Origin of the sequence: Secundilactobacillus angelensis, assembly GCF_012641075.1 — a bacterium.
In the GTDB taxonomy this organism is placed as follows: domain Bacteria; phylum Bacillota; class Bacilli; order Lactobacillales; family Lactobacillaceae; genus Secundilactobacillus; species Secundilactobacillus angelensis.
The window spans coordinates 1-1,757 of sequence record NZ_JAAXLJ010000047.1; the positions used below are offsets into that span (position 1 = coordinate 1).

General features: G+C 43.5%; 1 protein-coding gene. It reads right to left on the minus strand.

Features of this window, described 5'->3' with window-relative positions; genetic code table 11:
• Positions 1–1,757, minus strand: a 1,757-nt coding sequence (locus HC026_RS12250) for a phage/plasmid primase, P4 family (protein WP_168926191.1), incomplete at both ends; no start/stop codon positions are given.

Consider the following 1,757-nt stretch of genomic DNA (forward strand, 5'->3'; position numbering starts at 1 on the left):
CGATAATCCTTGCTAGCCTGCTGCACGATCTGTGGAGGAATCAATCCTTCTCGTTGCCACTTCAGCGCTCCCTCGACCATCCAGTTTAAGATACCGACTTCTTCACGCTGGAGTTTGTACTTCAGGTCTTTGTCAACACGATTGTCAGGGATCTTAACGTCAAACGGTATCAACATTAAACGCCGCCAGATACCATCATCCGTGCCTCTAATGATGGGCTTATGGTTAGTTGCCAGCCACAGCTTAAATTCTGGTTTAAATTCAAATTCCTTACCATATAGGAATCGTGCGGTAACGGTGTCACCACCAGTTAGCTGTTTAACTAGTCCTTCATCTAACCGCAGACCATCATTAGGTTCGCTGGATGTTACTAAGCGTGCACCCTCAAGTCTGGCAATATCGGAGTTAGCACTACCGTTCGACTGTTTAACCATAATGCTGTCGGCTTGCATCGACTTAGCGTAAGTGCCCAAAGCATCACTGATGGTATCAATGAATATTGATTTACCGTTTCGTCCATTGCCATACAGAATGAACATTACTTGCTCTTTTGTTGAACCGGTGAGCGAGTAGCCCACCGCTTTTTGTACATAATCAATTAACTCTTGATTGTTACCAAATATCTGATTCAAGAACTGCTGCCATTCAGGTGCATCAATCGCATCCGTGTATTCAACTCGTGCCTGGCGGCTAAACATCTTTTCAATATCGTGGTCTTTCAAAATGCCACTGGTTAAATCAACATAGCCATTGACCACATTCAATAACGTTTTGTCTTTATCAAACTCGTTGTGCAACACTGGCACTCGATGTTTGATTTCATCCATCATGGCTTTCTTACCAGCATTGGAACGGGAGTGTTTGAGATGTTTGCGAAAAGCTTTTTCGGCATCCTCCATACTCATGTTGGCATTGGCTGGTATCTTGAGCTTCTCATGTCGCATGTCATCCACGACTTGATCAACTAAACTATGGACTTCACCGGTTTCATCACTCTCCCAGTAGCTGCCGTTATAAATGAGCCAACCTTTATCAATAAATGAGTAACGTACGACTTTGCCATATTTATCTATGAAGCGTTCGGCATTGCCGGTATCATCCCAGCTACGAGTTGGTAATTCTTTTTTAGGTTTGTCATTTTCAGCAAACTCAAATTTGTACTTTAACGCTGGTTTACGCTCTGTGAACGTGTCGTGGGTTTCGTTGATAGCTTTATTGAGAGTAGCTACACCGTAAGTTGTTTTACCGTGTTTTTCGTCCCACTTCTCACGCATCAAACTCGACTCACGATAAATGGCATCCATCTTAGAAAAATCTCTCCCAGTCCAGAAAGCTAAGTCATTGGCAAAAGCTAGATCAGCTTCTGACTGACTGGTATAGAATTGTTCCCAGCCACCATCCATGAAAAGTTTGAACCGCTGACCGGTCTTAGAAGCTTCTGCTCGTTCAATCACTTCCTGCTCAGTTAAATCATTCATCTGTGGCAGCGTCTTGTCAGCCATCTGAACTACATTATCCGATTTGAGATACTTGTCATAGATGGTCTGTAGATTAGCTTTACCAGGTTCATTAACGTTTTGATATGGTCCGACTGCATTCCCCGTCATAGCGAAAAAACGTCCTTGCGAATACATTTCCACATTAGCTTTCCGTCTGCGGGTACCTGGAATCTCGCCCTTCACAATGATATGAATGCCTTCACCAGAAACACTGGTTTCCATGTAGGAATGAGTGAGATTCATGAAGGCTTGTACAGC